The following is a 19,571-nucleotide window of genomic DNA, read 5'->3' as shown; positions in this document are numbered from 1 at the left end:
TACCAAAGGCCGTCTGAAACAGTGAAAAACGAAATCAAACGATTTTGTCAGCGCCGTTTCAGACGGCCTTTTCAAACGCCATGGCATGTTTATTTGCTATACTCTGCATTGTGTTAACGTCGCCTAAAGAATATTGATGAAAACCCTGGCCCTTATTCCACATTACAACCACCCGACCACCATCAGCCACGTTGCCGAAACCATGCGCAGCTTCGGTTTAAACGTTTTAATTGTGGACGACGGTTCACGCGAAGAATGCAAACCTGTATTGCAGGCTTTGGTTTCAGACGGCATCGATGTCCTTTACCGCCCCATTAACGGCGGCAAAGGCGCAGCGGTCAAAACCGGCTTGGAATACGCCGAAGAACATGGTTACACCCACGTCTTGCAGGTTGATGCTGACGGTCAACACTGCTTAAACGACACACCCAAACTCCTTGCCGCTGCGGAACAAAATCCCGAAGCCGTTGTTTGCGGCTGGCCGCAATACGGCGACGACGCACCCAAAGCACGGCTTTACGGACGCAAAATTACCGACTTCTGGAATATGCTGCACACTTGGTCATGCGACATCAAAGACGGCATGTGCGGCTTCCGCCTCTATCCGCTTGCACCCGCGCTTTCGGTCGTCCGCGAAGAAACCGTAGGCGACCGCATGGACTTCGATACGGAAATCCTTATCCGCCTCTACTGGCGCGATGTCAAACCGGTTTGGGTTAAAACACCCGTCCAATACGCCGCCGACGGCGTGTCCCACTTCGATGCCTTTGCCGACAATGTCCGCATCAGCAAAATGCACACACGGCTGTTTTTCGGCATGTTGAAACACCGATTGGGTAAAGTTTTTGGAAAGGCCGTCTGAAACCATGACCGACCATAAACAAACCCATTGGGCAGCGCAGCCCGAACGCGGCAGCCGCCTGTTTCTCGCCCTGACCACGCTGATGGTGCGCTATCTGCCGGCCTTTTTGATGAGGCCGTGCATTTGGTTTGTGGTGCTGTATTTTTATGCAACCGCACCCAAACCGCGCCGTCATGTCTTACGCTATCAAACCCGTCTTCAGACGGCCTTTCCCCATACCGTCCTGCCAAAACACAGCGTATTCAAACAATTCGTTGCATTTGGCGAAGCAGTTTGCGACCGTTTTGCCGTGTGGCAACGCAAAATCCGTTATGAAGATTTGGTGATTGAAGATCCTGACGACATCTATTCGCAAGTCAAACGCAACGAACGCGGCCAGATTTTTGCCTGTTCGCACTTAGGCAATACCGAAGTTTGCCGTGCGCTGGTGTCGCACCACAAAGATTTCAGACTCAATGTATTGGTGCACAGCAAACACGCGCAGGCATTTAACGAGGCATTGCAAAAAGCCGGCGCAGAACATATCCGCCTGATTCAGGTAACCGATTTGGACACCACCCTGATGATGGAATTGAACCGCCGTATCGAAAATGGCGAATGGATTGCCATCGCGGCCGACCGCGTACCTGTCCGCGGCGAGAAAACCGCCGACATCAATTTCTTAGGCCACACCGCCCCTATGCCGCAAGGCGCATGGTTATTGGCTTCGCTTTTAAAAACGCAAGTAAACACGCTGTTTTGCGTCAAACAAAACGGCCGCCATCATTTGAAACTGCGCCGCTTTACCGATACTTCCAGCTGGAAACGCGGCAACCGCGAGGCTGCCGTCAAAGACGCGATGCAGGGTTTTGCCGACATTTTGGCGCAAGAATGTGCGCAAAATCCGCTACAATGGTTCAATTTTTATGATTTTTGGGGCGAAGACGCCGTCTGAAACCATCACGCTCACTCTTTTAAACCATGAAAAAACACATCTACTGCCAACACAGCTTTGAAACCGAAGTTCCTTTTTTTGACGTAGATGCCATGCACATCGTGTGGCACGGCAACTATGTCAAATACCTTGAAACCGCACGTTGCGCTTTTCTGTCTTCCATCGGTTATGACTACAACGAAATGGGACGGCAGGGGTACAGCTGGCCGATTGTGCAGATGAACCTCAAATACATCCGCCCTGCCCGTTTCGGCCAAAAAATCCGCGTTGATATGGACATTGTCGAAATCGAAAGCTGCCTGCGTATCGATTACACCATTTACGATGCCGAAACCAATGAAAAACTGACCCGCGCTTCGACGACCCAAGCTGCGGTTTCGCTTTCAGACGGCCTGATGCAGTTTCAAACGCCGGACAGCTGGTTGGAAGCCGTCAAAAGACATCCGACATTTAAGGCCGTCTGAAAAATTTAGCGATTAAACCAATCTTTGTCTGCGTACAAACATTACCCTTTATAATTTTAAATTTCCGTTTTCAGACGGCCTTTTTCCTCAAACCGCACACATTATGCTACTGAACCTCAACCGCTTTGCCTTTCCTGTTTTCTTAAAAGAAACCCGCCTGCTTACCGCCCTCGCTCTGCCTATGCTGTTGGCGCAAGTGGCGCAAGTGGGCATTGGTTTTGTCGATACGGTGATGGCCGGTGGCGCAGGCAAGGAAGATTTGGCCGCGGTGGCGCTGGGCAGCAGCGCGTTTTCTACGATTTACATTACTTTTATGGGCGTAATGGCGGCCTTGAACCCGATGATTGCCCAGTTGTACGGCGCAGGTAAAACCGAAGAAGTCGGCAAAACAGGAATGCAGGGCATTTGGTTTGGCTTGTGTTTGGGCGTATTCGGCATGCTGTTGATGTGGGCAATGATTACGCCGTTCCGTCATTGGCTGACATTGAACGATTATGTCGAAGACACGATGGCGCAATATATGTTCTTCACCAGCTTGGCAATGCCTGCCGCCATGATACACCGCGCCCTGCACGCTTATGCCTCCAGCTTGAACCGTCCGCGCGTGATTATGTTGGTCAGCTTCGCGGCATTTGTGTTGAATGTGCCGCTGAACTATGTATTTGTTTACGGCAAATTCGGTATGCCTGCTTTGGGCGGCGCAGGTTGCGGCGTGGCAACGGCGGCGGTATTTTGGTTCAGCGCATTGGCTTTGTGGCTTTATATCGCCAAAGAAAAATTCTTCCGCCCGTTTGGTTTGACGGCAAAAATCGGCAAACCCGATTTGACGGCTTTCAAACAGATTTGGAAAATCGGCGCACCCATCGGCTTGTCTTATTTTTTAGAAGCCAGCGCGTTTTCGTTTATCGTCTTTTTGGTGGCGCCATTCGGCGAGGATTATGTCGCCGCGCAACAAGTCGTCATCAGCCTGTCGGGTATTTTGTATATGGTTCCGCAAAGCGTCGGCTCGGCAAGCACGGTACGCGTTGGCTTTTCGCTCGGGCGGCGCGATTTTTTGCGGGCGCGTTATATTTCAGGCGTTTCGCTGGTGTTGGGTTGGGTACTTGCCACCTGCACCGCGCTGCTCTTGGTCATCTTTCGCTTTCAGTTGGCCGGTATGTACACCAACGATGCGGCAGTATTAGGCATTGCCGCAACCGTTTTATTTTTCGCCTCCCTATTCCAACTGGCAGATGCGACCCAATGTATCGCTTCATATGCGCTGCGCGGCTATAAAGTGACCAAAATGCCGATGTTCATCCATGCCGTGGCTTTCTGGGGTTGCGGCCTGTTGCCCGGCTACCTGCTTGCCTATCATGCCGATATGGGCATTTACGGCTTCTGGACCGCGCTGACCGTTTCACTGACGATTGCCGCCATTGCATTGGTATGGTGCTTGGAGCTTTGCAGTAAAGAGAGGATCAAATCGCATAAGGCCGTCTGAAATTTCTTTCAGACGGCCTCCCTTGATATTTCATTTACGGCTTATTCACTCTTAAGGAAAAAAATGTTTTCAACTTCCATTATAGAAAAACTTGCTTACTATGTTTATTGCTTGATTGACCCTAGAGATGGCAATATTTTCTATGTAGGTAAAGGCGTGGGCAATCGCGTTTTCCATCATGCCCTAGGTTCATTACAAGAAACAGAAAAGCCAAGTGATAAAATTGCTTTGATTAGGGAAATACATAAAAGCGGACATCAGCCTGTGTATTACATTCTGCGGCACAACATCCAAACAGACAAACAGGCTTTTGAATATGAAGCAATGGCAATAGACCTACTCTCCCTAGTCAAGCCGAGCCAGCAGCCGCTGACTAATATTCAAGGGGGTGCGCATTCTTCAGAAGTAGGATTAATGAGTTTGTCGGAATTAAAACGAAAGTATGATGCTCAAGAATTAAAAACTGATAAACCCATTGTTTTAATTACGATTAATAACGAATATGAGAAACTAAAAAAAGGCATTAGATCTGGGAATATTCCTGAAGCCAATAGGGATAAGGAAATTTACGAACGCACACGGAAATATTGGAAAATCGGAAGCCGACGTGAAAAAGCAAAATATGCAGTTGCAGTCTATCGCGGCTGGACATTGGCAGTATATGAAATCGAAAGATGGATTTCTGCCGACGATATTATTCAAGGCCGTTGGATGTTTGAAGGCAAGTCGTTACCAGAAGGCTCCGACATTTATGAAGAAATCGTGAATAAGCTGACCTATTCTTCCCAAGAAAATTATAAAGCGCCCCAAAACCCCATTACCTATCGTAATTGTTAAATAGTAAGTTTTCAGACGACCTGAATCCACAAAATCACAAATCATCATGCAACCCATCCAATACCAAACCGACCTTACCCCTTACAACACTTTCGGCCTCAAAGCCCAAGCCCAAGCATTTGTTGCACTCAAACACGCCGACGAGTTGCGCGATATCGTCCGGCTGCCCGAGTTCGACCGAGATACTGTTTTATGGCTCGGGGGCGGCAGCAATATCCTTTTGATGGAAGACTACGCCGGTCTGGTTGTGCATATGGAAAACAAGGGAATACGCGAAATTGAGCGTTCAGACGGCCTGGTTTATATCGAAGCTCAAGCCGGAGAAATTTGGCATGATTTTGTTTTGCATACGGTTGAACTGGGTTTAAGCGGACTGGAAAACCTCAGCCTGATTCCGGGTACGGTCGGCGCGTCTCCGGTACAAAACATCGGCGCATACGGCGTTGAAGTCAAAGATGTTATCCATAGCGTACGCTGCTTTGATTTGGATATGGAAACCTTTGTCGAGCTTTCCAATGCCGATTGCGATTTTGCTTATCGTGAAAGCCTATTCAAACAGGAAGGCAAAGGCCGTTATGTGATTGTTTCGGTTGTATTTGCGTTGAAAGAGCATTTTGTGCCGAACTTGGGCTATGGCGATTTGGCGGCTGCGGTTGCCGAATTGAGCCAAGGTCGCGAGGCGACGGCCAAAGATGTTTCCGATGCAGTGTGTGCAATTCGCAACAGTAAACTCCCTAATCCTAACGTACTTGGTAATGTCGGAAGTTTCTTTAAAAACCCAGTTGTCAGCGCTGAAAAAGCGGCCGATTTGTTGCAGCAATACCCCAATATGCCACGCTATCCGCAGCCTGACGGTTCGGTCAAACTCGCGGCCGGCTGGCTGATTGACCAATGCCGTCTGAAAGGCCATCAGATCGGCGGTGCGGCCGTGCATGACAGACAGGCTTTGGTTTTAGTGAATAAAAACAACGCGTCCGCGCAAGATGTCCACCAGCTGGCACAATATGTTTGTAATACAGTATTTACTCAATTTCAGGTAGAATTACACGCAGAACCCAACTGGCTGCCGACTTCATACAGCCTATAAAACAAAGGAATGTATCCCATGCCGCGCATTGCTAAAGTCAACACTTACACACGAATCATCAATGCCAGCCTCGCCTTGTTCAACGAAGAAGGCGAGCGCAATATCAGCACCAACCACATTGCCGCCCATTTGGGCATCAGCCCGGGCAACCTCTACTACCATTTCCGCAACAAAGACGAAATCATCGTCCAATTGTTCAAACGTTACAGCGAGGCCCTGCTTGCCTACCTTAACGAAGCCGTGTTGCCGTCCAATGTGGAAGACTCCATCAACTACATGGCCGGTATTTATGATGTGATGTGGGAATACCGTTTCCTTTTCAGCGATGTGAACACCCTGCTTGCCCGCAGTGCCGAATTATTGGGCGAACACAATACCTTTACCCAAGCCAAAGTGTCCCCACTGTTGGTCAACCTGCTGACCCAGCTCAACGGGCTGAACATCATCAGCGCAGACCAAACCGCCATGAACGACCTTGCCGTCAATATGTGGATGGTGACGAAATACTGGTTCGACTTCGACAGCTCCCTGCGCGGCCGCGCCAAGTTGACCGAAGATTCCAAAGTACGGGGCATCAGCCGCACACTCAGCCTGTTGCGCCCTTACCTCCTGCCGGAACACCGTGCCGAATTTGACCAAAAAATCGGCAGCAACCATTAATTTTTCCATACAAAGGCCGTCTGAAAACGTGACTTTAACCAAGTTAAAGCTATTTTCAGACGGCCTGTTAATTTTCGGATGCTTTCTTTATGCACCTTCCCGATATTTCCATTCTCGGCTTAGGCTATCTCGGCCTTCCGCTGGCACAAAAATGTTATGAGCAAGGTAGTCAGGTAGCCGCCGTCAAACGCAACCTGACCTCCGACGACATCAATCTGCCGATTGAACTCGACATCATCGATTTGAATCAAGACGATATTTTTCACAATTCGGCCTTGTGGCAAAACCATATCAACAAACCGACATGGTTTTGCCTGCTTCCACCTTCGTCATTAAACCATTACACCGATACCCTGAAAAAATGGATTCAGCTTGCCGAGCGATGCAAGGTACAACACATCATCTTTACCGGCAGCACCAGCGTATATGGCAACCAAGCACGCGTATGCGATGAAACCACGCCGCCTGATCCGCAAACCGAATCTGCCCGTCAAATCCTCGCGGTTGAGCAAGCCTTGCTGAAAAGCGCCGTCCCCCATATCGACATATTGCGACTGGGCGGGCTTTACTCTGCCGACCGTCACCCCGTTACCAAGCTGGTTCAAAAAACACGCATTCAAGGCGGCAATCAACCCGTCAATATCCTTCATAAAGACTTGGCCGTCCAAATCCTTTTTCAGACGGCCTGCCAAGCAGCCGGCAAACGTATCCGCAATATTGTCGAACCCCGCCACCCAAGCCGGGCCGAATTTTATACCGCCGAAGCGGCCAAACTCGGCCTGTCGGCTCCTGATTTCATCGTTGATGATGAAAGCAACGGTAAAATTGTAAATACCGTTTGCGCAGACGGGCTAAGCCTGTAAAATTGCGACTCAACCCATTCATCCGTTTCAGACGGCATTTAGAGTAAACCATGTCCGCCCTATTTCCCATTATCAACCACCTGATACAGCAAAATCCGGAGCAACAGCGCGAGCTGTCTGAATTTGCAGGCAGCATCATCTGCATCAGCCTGACCGGTTTCAGACTGACCGGACGCATCAGCGAACAAGGTTTTCTTGAAACCGCAAACGACACCGCCGACACCAACATCACATTCCACAACAGCGCCATCCAAAAAATCCTCCAAGGCGGCCAGCCCGGCGTGGGCGATATCAGCCTCGAAGGCGACTTGGTATTGGGCATGTCCGTCCTTCCTATTTTAGGCGGACTGCGCTATTATCCGAGCGAAGATTTGGCGCGGATATTCGGTCATGTGGCCGCAGAAAGCATCAGCTCGCGTGCCGGCGACATCGGCCGCACCATGAAAAAAATCGGCAAAAGCATTGCCGAGCAAATCAGCGACTTTTCACGCGAACCCGAATCCCCTGTTATCGACCAAGCCACGCTTGCCGCATGGCTGGAAGAAGTGGACAAACTGCGTGACGACGTTGCCCGCCTAAACGAACGCCTCGACCGCCTTGAGCGCGATATCTGGATAGATTAAATACTTAATTTCAGACGGCCTATTACATGAAAAGCCCATTTAAAAACATCGGTATCGTTACGCGTCCCAATACGCCCGAGATTCAAGATACCGTCCACACATTGGTTTCTTTTCTACGCGAAAACGGCTTCACCATCTATCTGGATGAATTGAGCGTAGAAGAACACTGCGTCTATATCCAAGATTCCGCCTACTGCGAAACCGTCAACAAAGCCCAGCTGGGCAAATACTGCGACCTCGTCATTGTGCTCGGTGGCGACGGTACCTTCCTCTCCGCCGCCCGCGAAGTCGCCCCGCGCGCCGTCCCCATCATCGGCATCAATCAAGGCCACTTGGGCTTTCTCACCCAAATCTCACGCGACACCATGGTTGAAGGCATCCGCCCCGTACTGGAAGGCAAATATCTGCCCGAAGAACGCATCCTCATTGAAGCCAGCATCATTCGTGACGGCGAAACCATCGAACGCGCCCTCGCCCTCAACGACACCGTACTGTCTCGTGGCGGCGCAGGTCAAATGATTGAATTTGAAGTCTTTATCAATCAAGAATTTGTCTATACCCAACGTTCTGACGGCCTGATTATTTCCACACCGACAGGTTCGACTGCTTACGCGCTTGCCGCCGGTGGTCCCATCATGCAGGCCGGTCTGCACGCCTTCACACTCGTGCCCATCTGCCCGCAATCCATGACCAATCGCCCGATTGCCATCTCCGACACCAGCGTAATCGAAATCCTCATTACCAAAAGCGGCGACGCACGCGCACATTTTGACGGACAATCCCATATCGACGTGCAAAACTTCGACCGCATCATCATCCGCCGCTATCACAACCCCTTGCGCGTCCTCCATCCCACCGATTACCAATACTTCAAAACCCTGCGCCAAAAGCTGCATTGGGGCGAACAATTGATTTAAACACCACTTCAATAAATAGGCTGACCATGAAAACCATTTCCCAAACCTTAATCATCGCGCTGTGCGCCCTTTCCTCCCTCTCCGTCTCCGCACACGGCATGCACAAAAGCAAACCCTTGTCCTTTGAGGAGTTGCCGAAAATCTGCCAGCAATACTTTACCCGTGCGGATGCGTGTTACCAAAAAGCAGGTGATAAAGCATCGTTCCAACGCGACAACACAAAATACCTGCGCCAAATCCTGCCCGCCGCCGATGTAGGCCAACGTGAACGCATGTGCCAAATTGCCATGGATACATTCGCTGAAAAAACAAAAGGCTTAAATTGTGAATAAAGACCTCTGTCTTAGCTCTAGCAATTTTTGATTTCATAAAAAGGCCGTCTGAAACATTGGATTGTTTCAGACGGCCTTTTTAATATTTTATAACTAATTATTAATAGCTAGTCTATACTAAATTTTACCAATATTTATAATTATTGATAATAATCAAAACTAATTAAAATAGACATGTTTATTCATGATAATCACCGCAAAAAAGATATATCATGACGCCTTTCGTAATGTGATATCAATAAAGGATAAGCGGTGAAACAACAATTTTTATGTAACAAAAATAAAATGTTATGCGCCATTTTGGCTGTTTTCTCAGGCCAGTCATTTGCGGAAGAGCTTCCTCAAGTAGATATACCTGAAGTCAAAGTTGTCGGCAATGCGCCTTCAAGTAACTGGCGTTTGCAGCCTAGCGCAAAAGACTATCTAAGAGATGGAGAAGTTTTAACTACAAACGATTTAAAAACAAAACGCGCCGTATCGCTCGGACAGACTGTGGAACAAGTCTCCGGCGTTCAAAACAATGCTTACGGCCCCAATACCGGCGCACCGCAAATCCGCAGCTTGAGCGGCTCGCGCGTATATGTCAGTGAAAATGGGTTGGGTATTTCGGATGCCGCTTCTGTCAGCCCCGATTTACCGCTGATGGTCAATCCGTTCATGGCGGAAAAGATTACCGTTTTAAAATCATCGGCAGCAGTCTTGTATGGCGGCAACGCGATTGGCGGCGCAGTTGATGTCGATACCGGTGTGATTGCCACAGAACTACCTGAAAAAGATTTAAACGGCAAAGTCGAAGTCAGCGGCGGCTACAATACGCCGCGTGTCGCCGCGTTCAAATTAAACGGCAAGGTTGGCAATGTAGCTTGGCATTTATCGGGAGCAGACACTCATGCCAATGATTACCGTATTCCAGGCGATTCCAAACCTGCTGCCTGCTACGATCATGCCAATATTTATAGCTCTCGCCTGATGTGGGCATGTCAGGTTACGCCCGACATTACCGAAACCTTAAACAAAGGCTATTACCGTTATGTCGCGAAAGACATTCCGGCTTTCATTGAACAATGGAAACGCTATAACGACGGCTCGGAACCTGATGAATCTGAATTGTACAAATTAAATAAACCGTCCTGGGGCGATTGGGTAGAAAATCCGCTTTATGACGGCAGTCCAAACTTTAGAAATAAAGTCATCAATGCCATGAAAGACGATATGCCTGTTGAAAAAGGCCGTCTGAAAAACAGCCATCTGAGCAATCAAAACTTTGCTTTCGGCCTGAGCCATATTGGTGAACGCAGCTATGCAGGCGTATCCGTCAGCCGCTTCTTGAGCAAATCCGGTATTGCAGGCTTCGGCTATTACAATTTTGCCGAATCAGGCCACCACCACGGCGAAACCCACAAAGCACCGGCACGCGAATACGCTTCCGTACGCGCCCAACAAACCCGTTGGCAGGCAGAAGCCATGTACCGTCCATTGACGCCATGGATTGAAAACATCAAATTCCAAGCCGCCTATACGCAAAACCCAACATCCGAATACTTGGGAGACACCAAAATGCAAACTTTGGACAGCAAAACTTTCCAAAGCCGTTTGGAGTTCAACCACAAAGCAGGTTCTTGGCTGAAAGGTACATTGGGCGCAGATTGGAAACAGCGCAGCACCGAATCTTCAGGCATCAACGGCAAACGCACCGGAAACTATGCATACCTGCCCGATACCGACAGCAAAGAATACGGCATTTTCGCTTTGGAAAACTTCAAGTGGAAAAACTGGAATGCGTCTTTGGGTTGGCGACATGGCGAAGTCCGCCACTCGGTCGACATCGGCGATTATAAACCTGGACGCAACAGCTCGACCGTAAAAGGATTGGAAGAGAGAGGCCGTCTGAAATACAGCTTGAACCACTATCATGCAGGCTTAGGCGTAGATTTGTTTGACTTCTTAAAACTGGGCGCACGGTACAGCCGTTCACAACGCGCCCCTGAAGTCAACGAGTTGTATGCAGGTGGCGATCACTATGCACTGATGGCTTCAGAATCACACTGGGGAGTCGATGTCCTGCGTCCGGAAACAGCAGGCACTTGGGAAGTAAACGGTGAAATCGGTTGGAAAGATGGCCGCTTCCGTGCAAGCTGGTATAAAACCCAATTTAAAGACTACACCTTCCTCGTAGATGCCGCACATGACGGCGGCCAACGCCTGCCAACCAAATACTGGCGCTCCGGCGATACCCAGCTCCATGGCGTAGAATTGGAGGTAAACCAATGGTTTGACCTGAATAAATACGGCACATTGGAAGCCCGCCTGTTTGGCGACTTCGTACACAACCGCGCCGATTTGGACGATGAGCGCAACAGCACATTAGGCAATGGCGACCGTGTCCGCAACAACGGCTATTACATGCCCAATATGCCCGTATCCCGCTACGGCGCAGGCCTGACATGGAATAAAGGCAACTGGCAACTGGGCACCAGCCTGACACGCTACCGCCCAGCCAAACATACAGGCCACATGGCTGCCAACTACAAAGAGCCTGTTTTGGGCGGCTATACCATGTGGGATATGTACATGAGCCATACCACCAAACATGGAAAATCAACAGCCGAATGGTTCCTCGATGCACGCAACCTTGCCAACCGTACCGCAAGACCGCAAAACTCCATGCTCAAATATATCGCACCATTGCCCGGCCGCTCCGTCCGCGCCGGTGTAAGGCTGACGTTCTAAGTTGAAAATAAAACAAACCGGATTCCCAGTTGATGGAAATCCGGTTTTCTTTCTTGATTATTTGATTTGCAGACGGCCTTTTATACAACTTAAGAAAAGACATAAATCATAAGCAACTTATTTCAAGATTGCCCGTTTTCATCTGATACTACAAATATTCCTTTAAAGCCTATTATAGTTTCCCCGCCATATTTCCTTGTTTTGAAACCAAAAGTTGGTCGATTTTCAAATTTTCAGTATCGATGATTTCAAATTTATAACCGGCATAAACCAGAAAATCTGTACGTTTCGGGATTTTGCGCAGGGAATACATCATAAAGCCGGCGATGGTTTCGTAGTTTTCCGAATTGGGAAACTCCTCAATATCCAGCGCGCGCATAACATCGGTAAGCGGCGTAGCACCGTCCACCAACCATGTATCTTCGGTACGGCGGATGATTTGCGGCTCTTCTTCGGTATTGACCAGCTCGCCCATCACAATGCTCATCACATCTTTCAGCGTTACCACGCCAACCACCAGCGCGTATTCGTTCACCACTACGGCGAAGTCCTCGCCGGAAGTTTTGAAGGTCTCCAACACATCATAAAGCGACAGTGTGTCGGGGATAAACAAGGCTTTACGCAATACACGCTTGTCGGTCAGGCGGACGTCTTTTTCTTTTAAAAACAAGGTTAATAGCGTATGTGATTCGATATAGCCGATGACGCGTTCCAAATCGCCGTCGCATACGAGGAATTTGTTGTGCGGTTTTTCCGACATCATTTCCAACACGGTATCGCTGTCGTCGTTTTTATCGAAATAGACAATGTATTCGCGCGTGCTCATGGTGGAAGTGACCGTGCGCTCCTGCATATCGAAAATGTTTTCAATCAGATAGTGTTCCTGCTCTTTCAACACACCAGCCTGCGCGCCGGCATCAACGACGGCATAAATATCTTCCGAGGTAAGCTGCTCCTGACGGACGGTTGAGATTTTGAAGAGTTTGAATATTGCGTTTGCCAACCCGTCAAAAACCCAGACAAGAGGCTTTAAGATAAAAATCAAAAACATCATCGGACGGACAATGCGTACCGCCACCGCTTCGGGATGGGTCATTGCCATACGCTTGGGCATCAGGTCGGCAATTAAAATAAAGCTGCCTGTAACCAGCGAGAAAGTCAGCAAAGAGGCAACTGTGCTGCCCCAACTGCCTGCGTTCTCCAAAAGTTTGCCAAAATACGGACGTATTGCCGCCTCGCCGACGATACCAGCAAGAATGGCGACGGCGTTCAATCCGATTTGGACAACGGTAATAAAACTGCCCGGCTGCTGCTGCATATTGATTACGTCAAGTGCGCGCGTATCGCCGCCGTCTTTCGCCATGACCTGCAATTTGATTTTGCGTGCCGAAGCAAGCGCAAGTTCGGAACAGGACACAAACGCGCTAATGACAATCAGCAGGCACAATAATAGTAAGGCTTCGAGAATATTCATAAAAAATTATGTGCGGTATAGGTTAGAAACATTCAGACATCAAAGGCCGTCTGAAAAATTTAATTTAATCTGAGACTCGCGTTTTATTTGTCAGTGATGCGTGAAGTAAATGATGTTTTGGAATAAATTTTACCTAGAATTAAGTCATATTTTTTTCAGATAATCTTGAGGAAAACCTCATTATCTAGACAGATAAGGCTCGACACTTTCCTTCAATATTTCTATCAATTCTTCATCCATGTATCGGTAATCATCAGGAATATCTAAAACAATCATTTCCTTATATTGCAAAGCACGGGGAAACTGTGCCTGCAGACGGCTCTTATGTTTTTGTTCCATCACAAAAATCTTATCTGCCCATGCAATGTCATCTATGGAAACAGTATGTCGTGCATTAGGACTGGTCCCCGCAGAACGTGCCTGTACATTTGGATAACGTCGAAATACGGTTTCGGCGGTAGGACTGCGCCATTGGTTACGACTACAAATAAAAAGTGCATTCATAAAAATTAAAAAAGGCGGAAAATATCCGCCTTGTGAAAACCATCTCGATTGAATCGAAAATGTATCTTTTGAGTTAGTCAAACCATTCAGCATCAAATTCATGCTGCCTGAATGGATAAATAAAACCCAGTTTTTGTGCACGTTTGATTTTATTGCTGCGGAGATACATCAAATCCCACTTTTTTTCGGGTTTATATTTCAAAGGATTTTTGCCATGTACACGATGACTGGGGCGTTGCTCTTGATGTCGTCGCCATGCACGGCTACGACTTTGATCTAAATTGTCCATTATCTGCTTTCTAATTTTGTTTCGGAAATCGGGTTCAGCAGCCGCGATTTTTTATGTATTCGATTATTCGGCAAGAAAATAGGATGGCAAAATTATAGCGAAACTGAAGATATAATGCCAATATTAAACAATTTATTACGCTCAAAATAGCCAAATGCCGTCTGAAACTTGAGACACATTTATTGTTTTAATCATCTAAAGCATCTTCATCCAAAGATTTCAGCCATCTCAGCTTTTCGCCAATTTTGATTTCCAATCCGCGAGGGACGGGTTGATAGAAGTCGGGTTCGTCTAAGCCGTCGGGCATATAGCTTTCGCCGGCGGCGTAGGCGTTTGGTTCGTCGTGGGCATAGCGGTATTCGCGTCCGTAACCCAATTCTTTCATCAACTTGGTCGGCGCATTGCGTAGGTGGACGGGCACTTCGTCGCTGGCGTTTTCTTTGACGAAACGGCGCATTTGGTTGTATGCCTTATAACCTGCGTTTGATTTGGCGGCGGCGGCAAGGTACAACACGGCTTGCGCCAAAGCAAGCTCTCCTTCCGGCGAGCCTAAGCGCTCATAAGTTGCGGCGGCATCATTGGCAATCGTTAAGGCACGCGGATCGGCCAAGCCGATGTCTTCCCATGCCATGCGGACAATGCGGCGGGCGAGATAGCGCGGGTCGGTGCCGCCGTCGAGCATACGGCAGAACCAATACAGCGCGGCATTGGGATGCGAACCACGCACGGATTTGTGCAATGCGGAAATTTGGTTGTAAAAACTCTCGCCGCCTTTGTCGAAACGGCGGATTTGCGCACCCAAACTATCGGCGAGAAATTCGGCGGTTAAGGTTTTCAGACGGCGTGTATCGGCAGCACGTAAAAGCTGCTCAATCAAGTTCAACAATCTGCGCGCATCGCCATCGGCGGTATTCACAAGCAATTCTTGCGCATCCGCTTCAATCGTAAAGTCTTGGTATTCGGGCAAAGCCAATACTTTGGCAATCAGTTTTTTTAGGTCGTCTGAAGACAAGGATTGCAAGACATAAACCTGCGCCCTGCTGAGCAATGCCGGATTGACTTCAAATGACGGGTTTTCCGTGGTTGCGCCGATAAAGGTTAATAAGCCGCTTTCGACATAAGGCAAAAATGCGTCCTGCTGCGCTTTGTTGAAGCGGTGTACCTCGTCAACAAACAAAATCGTCGCTCGCCCTTGTTGCAGGGCAATTTCAGCTTTTTCGATGGCCTCGCGTATGTCTTTCACACCTGAAAATACGGCGGAAACAGGCAGAAACTGCGCATTGAAACTCTGCGCCAAAATCCGTGCCAGCGTGGTTTTACCTACGCCCGGCGGCCCCCACAGCAACATAGAATGCGGCTTTCCTCCCTCCACCGCCACGCGCAAAGGTTTACCCTCGCCGATTAAGTGCTGCTGCCCGATGACATCGTCTAAAGAATGCGGGCGCAGGCGTTCGGCTAAAGGGGCTTCGGGTTGGCGGGCGAAAAGGTCGGACATAGCGGCTTTCGTGCTGGCTGATTGAAAAGAAAACTCGCTAGCATTATACGGCAGTTTCGCAAACTCACATATCGGGCCGCATTACGGTATAATACATGCTATTTTGAGAACTCTTCGGGCGTTTCAGACGGCCTTGCTTACAGGAAACATCATGACTTCAAAAACTCTTTTGGCAGCTGTTACATCAGTTTTCTTATTGGGTGCATGTGCTACCGGCGGCGAATCTTTCGGCGGTTTGGGTAGCGGTACGGGTATCGGCAGCAGCGTAGTGAAAATGGCGGTAGACAGCCAATGCCGTACCGAATTGAACAAACGTAACGAATGGCGCGTCATTGCTTTGGCCATGAGCGCGGAAAAACAAGCCGAATGGGAAAATAAAATCTGCGGCTGCGCCAGCGAAGAAGCGCCAAACCAATTAACTGCAACCGAAATGATGCAGGTATTGAGTCCGGCAACCCGCGAGCAGGCCATTGCTTCCGTTACCGCAAAAACGGTTACCGCCTGCTTCAAACGACTCTACAAATAATCGTTCAGACGGCCTTTTTTCACATCAAGGCCGTCTGAATTCGTTTTGACTTTCTATTTGAATTTTAAATATATAGAGAAGAAACCATGAAATACATCAGCACCCGCGGTGCGACCGCACGCAAGCAATTTAGCGAAGTTTTATTGATGGGTTTAGCTCCTGACGGCGGTTTGATGCTGCCTGAGCAATACCCTCAAATCGACCGTGCTACTTTAGACCAATGGCGCACACTCAGCTATCCTGAGCTGGCGTTTGAAGTCATGAGCCTGTTTGCCACCGACATCCCTGCTGATGATTTACGCGACATCATCAACCGCACCTACACCGAAGAAGTATTCGGTACCAAAGCCATCACGCCGGTGCGCACACTTTCAGACGGCATCAAAATCCAAGCCCTCTCCAACGGCCCGACTTTGGCATTCAAAGACATGGCCATGCAATTCTTGGGCAATGCGTTTGAATATGTATTGAACAAAGAAGGCAAAGAACTCAATATCTTAGGCGCCACCAGCGGCGACACCGGCTCTGCCGCCGAATATGCCCTGCGCGGTAAAAAAGGCGTCAACGTCTTCATGCTTTCTCCGGAAGGCAAAATGAGCGCATTCCAACGCGCGCAAATGTTCAGCCTGCAAGATGCCAACATCCACAACATCGCCGTTGAAGGCATGTTTGACGACTGCCAAGACATCGTCAAAGCCGTACAAAACGATGCCGAATTCAAAGCCAAATACCATATCGGTACAGTCAACTCCATCAACTGGGGCCGCATCGTCGCCCAAGTCGTGTACTACTTTGCCGGTTATTTCAATGCCACTTCGAGCAATGACGAAAAAGTCAGCTTCTGTGTACCAAGCGGCAACTTCGGCAATGTCTGCGCCGGCCATATTGCCCGTCAAATGGGCCTGCCAATCCAACGCTTGATTGTCGCCACCAACGAAAACGACGTATTGGACGAATTTTTCAAAACCGGCGCATACCGTCCGCGCAACAGTGAACACACCCATGTTACTTCCAGCCCGTCTATGGACATTTCCAAAGCCTCCAACTTCGAGCGTTTTGTGTTTGACCTGATGGACCGCGATGCGGACGAAATCCAAACCTTATGGGCGGAAGTAGCCTCCGGCAAAGGCTTTAATTTGGAATTTGCCTTAAACAAAGTACATCAACAATATGGCTTTGTTTCCGGCAAATCAACCCATGCCAACCGCCTTGCCACCATCAAACAGGTTTACGAGCAAGATCATGAACTGATTGATCCGCATACAGCCGATGGCGTCAAAGTTGCCCGTGAAGTCCGCGAAGCCAGAGAAACCATCGTCTGCCTCGAAACCGCACTGGCCGCCAAATTTGAAACCACCATCCATGAAGCGGTCGGCGAAGTTTCCATCCCCCGCCCTGCCGCATTGGAAGGCTTGGAAAATCTGCCGCAACGGGTCCGTGTTGTCCCTAATAATGCGACGGCAGTGAAAGACATCATTAAGGAAGCTCTGGCTTAACCGGCCGTCCTTGACGACTGATGAGGCCGTCTGAAACTTTTTCAGACGGCCGCAACCGATATTTGAGAAGTGGGCAACATTATTGCCAAACCCACCACGCAGCAGTCGTTCCCAATATAAAATCAAGGCGTTAAAACAATACCGACTCCTTTTGACTTTCAATTGCAAACATTGTAATGACAGATATTTTCGTTTAGAATTGCATGTTTGCTCTAAATTTGGATTGATATGCAGACAACACAAGCCACATCCAACTGGGAGCTATACAAGCGCTTGCTTGGATATTTGAAAAGCTATTGGAAGATGTTTATCGTCTCCGTAGTGGCCATGCTGATTGTCGCCGGTACGATGCCGGCTTTCGGTTACTTGCTCAAACCTTTGATCAATGAAGGTTTTGTCGATAAAAACATGAAAAGCATGTCATGGTTGCCGCTGGCAATTGTGGCGCTGTTTTTCGTTCGCGGCCTGTTTAACTTCATCAACGAATATTGCACGACGTATCTGTCCAGCCACTTAGTGCAGCGCTTGCGCGGTGAAATGTTCAACAAAATGATGCACCTGCCGACTTCGTATTTCAGCAGCAATACCGGCGGCCGTTTGATGTCTCGTATCTTGAACGACGTCAATCAAATTACCGATGCAGGGTTTAACGTCATTACCGTGATTGCCAAAGACGGCGTGAGCGTAGTCGGCCTGTTGGGCTTGCTGACTTATCTGAACTGGCGTTTGACCCTGATTACTTTTATCATCTTGCCGGTTGTTGCTGTATGTATCCAAACAGTCAGCAAACGCCTGCGCAAACTGTCTGCCAACAACCAAATTTATCTTGGCCAGCTGATGCAGGTCTTAGGCGAAAGCATTAATGGCGAACGCGTTGTAAAAATATACGGCGGCCAAGATTATGAAAACCGCCGCTTCGACCGTATTGCCAATGATGTTCGCCGCAACCTGCTCAAACAGGTTTCCGCCAGCTCTGCCGGTACCGGCATTACGCAATTAATGGCTTCAGTTGCACTGGCTGCAATTATTTACGCAGCCGCCCGCCAAGCAGGGCTTTCAGGATTTAGTGCAGGCGATTTCATGTCGTTTTTGTCAAGCATGATCATGATGTTTGACCCCATCAAACGCATGACCGGCGTGATGCAATCCCTACAGCGCGGTTTGGCGGCGGCAGAAAGTGTCTTTACCTTTTTGGACCAACCCGAAGAAAGCAACGAAGGCAAACAAACCCTCAGCCCAAACCCTGGCGATATCGAATTTTGCGATGTTGTACACCGTTATCCCGAAGCCGAACGCAACAGCTTGAACCATATCAACCTGCTTGTCCCACAAGGCAAAGTGACTGCCTTGGTCGGCGCATCGGGTTGCGGCAAAACCACCTTGGCCAATATGTTGCCGCGCTTCCTTAATCCCAATGAAGGCGAAGTTTTGATCGGTGGCATCAACATCAATGAATATACGCTCGAAAGCTTGCGCAGCCGCATGGCATTCGTCAGCCAAAACGTTGTCCTGTTTAATGGTACGATTGCTGAAAACATTGCCTATGCACAAGCTGACAAATTCAGTGAAGAAGAAATTATTAATGCCGCAAAAGCAGCCAATGCCTGGGAATTTATCCAAAAAATGCCGCAAGGCCTGCACACTGAAGTCGGCGAAAACGGTTTAAAACTGTCCGGCGGCCAACGTCAACGCCTCGCCATCGCGCGTGCGCTTTTGAAAAACGCTCCGATTTTAATTTTGGACGAAGCCACCAGTGCATTGGATAATGAATCCGAACGTTTGGTACAAACCGCATTGGAAAACCTGATGCAAAACCGTACCACTTTGGTGATTGCCCACCGACTTTCCACCATCGAAAAAGCCGACAACATCGTTGTCATGCATGAAGGCAATGTCGTCGAACAAGGCACACACCAAGAATTAATCAGCGCAGGTGGACGCTATGCCGACCTGCACAGCCTCAGCGAAAAATCAGCCGTACCGGCGAGCAAGTAG

Annotated in this window: 19 protein-coding genes; 15 read left to right on the top strand and 4 right to left on the bottom strand. The window is 48.8% G+C overall.

Features of this window, described 5'->3' with window-relative positions:
- Positions 1-136 precede the first annotated feature (136 nt).
- The 12 genes from RRV97_RS02200 (at position 137) to RRV97_RS02145 (ending at position 11,792) form a co-directional block, all read left to right on the top strand.
- Complete coding sequence (locus tag RRV97_RS02200; RefSeq protein ID WP_049322164.1) at positions 137-862, top strand: glycosyltransferase family 2 protein; 726 nt, start codon at positions 137-139, stop codon at positions 860-862.
- Positions 863-866: 4 nt separating this feature from the next.
- Positions 867-1,796 carry a glycosyl transferase family 2 gene (locus tag RRV97_RS02195; protein WP_315611829.1) on the top strand — a complete coding sequence of 310 codons (930 nt, stop codon included), beginning with the start codon at positions 867-869 and terminating at the stop codon, positions 1,794-1,796.
- A gap of 26 nt (positions 1,797-1,822) precedes the next feature.
- The gene (locus tag RRV97_RS02190) at positions 1,823-2,260 is read left to right on the top strand and encodes an acyl-CoA thioesterase (protein WP_004519960.1); all 438 of its coding nucleotides are present in this window, start codon (positions 1,823-1,825) and stop codon (positions 2,258-2,260) included.
- A gap of 103 nt (positions 2,261-2,363) precedes the next feature.
- Positions 2,364-3,743, top strand: coding sequence for an MATE family efflux transporter (locus RRV97_RS02185; protein WP_315611828.1), 1,380 nt, complete (start codon positions 2,364-2,366; stop codon positions 3,741-3,743).
- 63 nt (positions 3,744-3,806) lie between these two features.
- Positions 3,807-4,580 (top strand): LEM-3-like GIY-YIG domain-containing protein, encoded by a 774-nt coding sequence (locus tag RRV97_RS02180; protein WP_315611827.1) that lies wholly within the window; start codon positions 3,807-3,809, stop codon positions 4,578-4,580.
- Between the two features lie 46 nt (positions 4,581-4,626).
- Complete coding sequence (murB, locus tag RRV97_RS02175) at positions 4,627-5,667, top strand: UDP-N-acetylmuramate dehydrogenase (RefSeq protein WP_315611826.1); 1,041 nt, start codon at positions 4,627-4,629, stop codon at positions 5,665-5,667.
- Positions 5,668-5,685: 18 nt separating this feature from the next.
- On the top strand, positions 5,686-6,327 hold the full coding sequence (locus RRV97_RS02170; RefSeq protein WP_036491149.1) for a TetR/AcrR family transcriptional regulator: 642 nt from the start codon (positions 5,686-5,688) through the stop codon (positions 6,325-6,327).
- 89 nt (positions 6,328-6,416) lie between these two features.
- Positions 6,417-7,190 carry an SDR family oxidoreductase gene (locus RRV97_RS02165; RefSeq protein WP_315611825.1) on the top strand — a complete coding sequence of 258 codons (774 nt, stop codon included), beginning with the start codon at positions 6,417-6,419 and terminating at the stop codon, positions 7,188-7,190.
- Positions 7,191-7,240: 50 nt separating this feature from the next.
- Entirely contained in the window at positions 7,241-7,813 is a 573-nt protein-coding gene (locus tag RRV97_RS02160; RefSeq protein ID WP_036491154.1) for an SCP2 domain-containing protein, read from the top strand.
- Positions 7,814-7,839: 26 nt separating this feature from the next.
- Positions 7,840-8,730 (top strand): NAD(+) kinase, encoded by an 891-nt coding sequence (locus RRV97_RS02155; RefSeq protein ID WP_036491160.1) that lies wholly within the window; start codon positions 7,840-7,842, stop codon positions 8,728-8,730.
- 26 nt (positions 8,731-8,756) lie between these two features.
- Positions 8,757-9,062: a hypothetical protein gene (locus RRV97_RS02150; protein WP_003746349.1), complete on the top strand. Its 306-nt coding sequence runs from the start codon at positions 8,757-8,759 to the stop codon at positions 9,060-9,062.
- Between the two features lie 285 nt (positions 9,063-9,347).
- Positions 9,348-11,792, top strand: coding sequence for a TonB-dependent receptor (locus RRV97_RS02145; protein WP_315611824.1), 2,445 nt, complete (start codon positions 9,348-9,350; stop codon positions 11,790-11,792).
- A 172-nt stretch (positions 11,793-11,964) separates the two neighbouring features.
- Here RRV97_RS02145 and RRV97_RS02140 read toward each other — a convergent pair whose 3' ends face one another.
- From RRV97_RS02140 to RRV97_RS02125, 4 genes are all read right to left on the bottom strand, one after another.
- A complete protein-coding gene (locus RRV97_RS02140) occupies positions 11,965-13,266 on the bottom strand; it encodes a hemolysin family protein (RefSeq protein WP_315611823.1) in 1,302 nt (433 codons plus the stop codon).
- Positions 13,267-13,446: 180 nt separating this feature from the next.
- Positions 13,447-13,872, bottom strand: coding sequence for a protein tyrosine phosphatase (locus RRV97_RS02135; protein ID WP_315611822.1), 426 nt, complete (start codon positions 13,870-13,872; stop codon positions 13,447-13,449).
- Positions 13,844-14,059, bottom strand: a complete 216-nt coding sequence (locus RRV97_RS02130) for a hypothetical protein (protein WP_004519973.1) — start codon at positions 14,057-14,059, stop codon at positions 13,844-13,846. Before RRV97_RS02130 ends, RRV97_RS02135 begins: the two co-directional genes overlap by 29 nt.
- 187 nt (positions 14,060-14,246) lie before the next feature.
- Positions 14,247-15,554: a replication-associated recombination protein A gene (locus RRV97_RS02125; RefSeq protein ID WP_315611821.1), complete on the bottom strand. Its 1,308-nt coding sequence runs from the start codon at positions 15,552-15,554 to the stop codon at positions 14,247-14,249.
- Positions 15,555-15,705: 151 nt separating this feature from the next.
- On the opposite strand from RRV97_RS02125, the gene RRV97_RS02120 reads away from it, so the two are divergent.
- The 3 genes from RRV97_RS02120 to msbA all read left to right on the top strand — a co-directional run bounded on the left by RRV97_RS02120 (position 15,706) and on the right by msbA (position 19,571).
- Positions 15,706-16,080: a hypothetical protein gene (locus RRV97_RS02120; RefSeq protein ID WP_070824390.1), complete on the top strand. Its 375-nt coding sequence runs from the start codon at positions 15,706-15,708 to the stop codon at positions 16,078-16,080.
- 86 nt (positions 16,081-16,166) lie between these two features.
- Positions 16,167-17,576: a threonine synthase gene (gene thrC, locus RRV97_RS02115; RefSeq protein WP_315611820.1), complete on the top strand. Its 1,410-nt coding sequence runs from the start codon at positions 16,167-16,169 to the stop codon at positions 17,574-17,576.
- Positions 17,577-17,804: 228 nt separating this feature from the next.
- On the top strand, positions 17,805-19,571 hold the full coding sequence (gene msbA / locus RRV97_RS02110; RefSeq protein ID WP_036491179.1) for a lipid A export permease/ATP-binding protein MsbA: 1,767 nt from the start codon (positions 17,805-17,807) through the stop codon (positions 19,569-19,571).

It is taken from the genome of Neisseria sp. DTU_2021_1001991_1_SI_NGA_ILE_055 (assembly GCF_032342915.1).
In the GTDB taxonomy this organism is placed as follows: Bacteria; Pseudomonadota; Gammaproteobacteria; order Burkholderiales; family Neisseriaceae; genus Neisseria.
Note: the sequence above shows the minus strand (reverse complement) of the source record. Positions and strands in the feature narration are given on the sequence as shown.

Excerpts from the sequence above, each read along its gene's own strand:
- RRV97_RS02140 (WP_315611823.1), bottom strand. The coding sequence starts at position 13,266 with ATGAATATTCTCGAAGCCTTACTATTATTGTGCCTGCTGATTGTCATT.
- RRV97_RS02155 (WP_036491160.1), top strand. The coding sequence starts at position 7,840 with ATGAAAAGCCCATTTAAAAACATCGGTATCGTTACGCGTCCCAATACG.
- RRV97_RS02190 (WP_004519960.1), top strand. The coding sequence starts at position 1,823 with ATGAAAAAACACATCTACTGCCAACACAGCTTTGAAACCGAAGTTCCT.
- RRV97_RS02120 (WP_070824390.1), top strand. The coding sequence starts at position 15,706 with ATGACTTCAAAAACTCTTTTGGCAGCTGTTACATCAGTTTTCTTATTG.
- murB (WP_315611826.1), top strand. The coding sequence starts at position 4,627 with ATGCAACCCATCCAATACCAAACCGACCTTACCCCTTACAACACTTTC.
- RRV97_RS02195 (WP_315611829.1), top strand. The coding sequence starts at position 867 with ATGACCGACCATAAACAAACCCATTGGGCAGCGCAGCCCGAACGCGGC.
- RRV97_RS02145 (WP_315611824.1), top strand. The coding sequence starts at position 9,348 with ATGTTATGCGCCATTTTGGCTGTTTTCTCAGGCCAGTCATTTGCGGAA.
- RRV97_RS02160 (WP_036491154.1), top strand. The coding sequence starts at position 7,241 with ATGTCCGCCCTATTTCCCATTATCAACCACCTGATACAGCAAAATCCG.
- RRV97_RS02185 (WP_315611828.1), top strand. The coding sequence starts at position 2,364 with ATGCTACTGAACCTCAACCGCTTTGCCTTTCCTGTTTTCTTAAAAGAA.
- RRV97_RS02150 (WP_003746349.1), top strand. The coding sequence starts at position 8,757 with ATGAAAACCATTTCCCAAACCTTAATCATCGCGCTGTGCGCCCTTTCC.
- thrC (WP_315611820.1), top strand. The coding sequence starts at position 16,167 with ATGAAATACATCAGCACCCGCGGTGCGACCGCACGCAAGCAATTTAGC.
- RRV97_RS02130 (WP_004519973.1), bottom strand. The coding sequence starts at position 14,059 with ATGGACAATTTAGATCAAAGTCGTAGCCGTGCATGGCGACGACATCAA.
- RRV97_RS02170 (WP_036491149.1), top strand. The coding sequence starts at position 5,686 with ATGCCGCGCATTGCTAAAGTCAACACTTACACACGAATCATCAATGCC.
- RRV97_RS02200 (WP_049322164.1), top strand. The coding sequence starts at position 137 with ATGAAAACCCTGGCCCTTATTCCACATTACAACCACCCGACCACCATC.
- RRV97_RS02180 (WP_315611827.1), top strand. The coding sequence starts at position 3,807 with ATGTTTTCAACTTCCATTATAGAAAAACTTGCTTACTATGTTTATTGC.
- msbA (WP_036491179.1), top strand. The coding sequence starts at position 17,805 with ATGCAGACAACACAAGCCACATCCAACTGGGAGCTATACAAGCGCTTG.
- RRV97_RS02125 (WP_315611821.1), bottom strand. The coding sequence starts at position 15,554 with ATGTCCGACCTTTTCGCCCGCCAACCCGAAGCCCCTTTAGCCGAACGC.
- RRV97_RS02135 (WP_315611822.1), bottom strand. The coding sequence starts at position 13,872 with ATGAATTTGATGCTGAATGGTTTGACTAACTCAAAAGATACATTTTCG.
- RRV97_RS02165 (WP_315611825.1), top strand. The coding sequence starts at position 6,417 with ATGCACCTTCCCGATATTTCCATTCTCGGCTTAGGCTATCTCGGCCTT.